Below are 580 nucleotides of genomic sequence, written 5' to 3'. Positions count from 1 at the left end.
GAGCCGGTGCAGCTGGTGCAGCGTGAGGCGGTGCTGAGCGTGCACGAGGCGGTGCTGGACGCTGCCAGCACGCTGAGTGGTGCGGATCAGCTGCTGGCGCGCTTTGATCCGCGCCGCTATCGCATGGACCTGCGGCGGGCACCGCTGCTGGAGCTGCATGCAGCCCAGGATCCCAAGACAGAAAGTTGGCTCTTGCTCATGCTCAGCCATCATCTGCGGGGCGACCACGAGTCGTTGGAATTTCTGATGCACGAGGTCCATGCGGTCTTGCTGGGCCAAGCCCATACCTTGCCCGAGCCGGTCCTGTTCCGTGAGTTCGTCGCGCAAGCCCGGCACGGTCTGAGCCAGGGCGAGCACGAAGCCTTCTTCAAGACCCTCTTGGGCGATGTGAGCGAGCCCACGCTGCCGTACGGGCTCAAGGATGTTCGAGGCACGGGCGTCAATGTGCGGGAGTGCCGCCAGAGTCTGCCCGCGGAGCTGAGTCAGCGCATTCGTACGCAGGCGCGACGCGAGGGCGTGAGCGCGGCGAGTCTCTTCCACCTGGCGTGGGCGCAAGTGCTGGCCAAGCTCAGTGGGCGCG

At 66.2% G+C, this 580-nt stretch carries 1 protein-coding gene; it reads left to right on the top strand.

All coding sequences use genetic code 11. From position 1 onward, the window contains the following. A partial coding sequence (locus tag AC3WOE_RS30565) for a condensation domain-containing protein (RefSeq protein ID WP_492696328.1) occupies nt 1-580 on the top strand: 580 nt, incomplete at both ends.

Source organism: Roseateles sp. FW305-36 (genome assembly GCF_058787015.1).
This window is presented reverse-complemented; position numbering and strand designations above follow the sequence as displayed.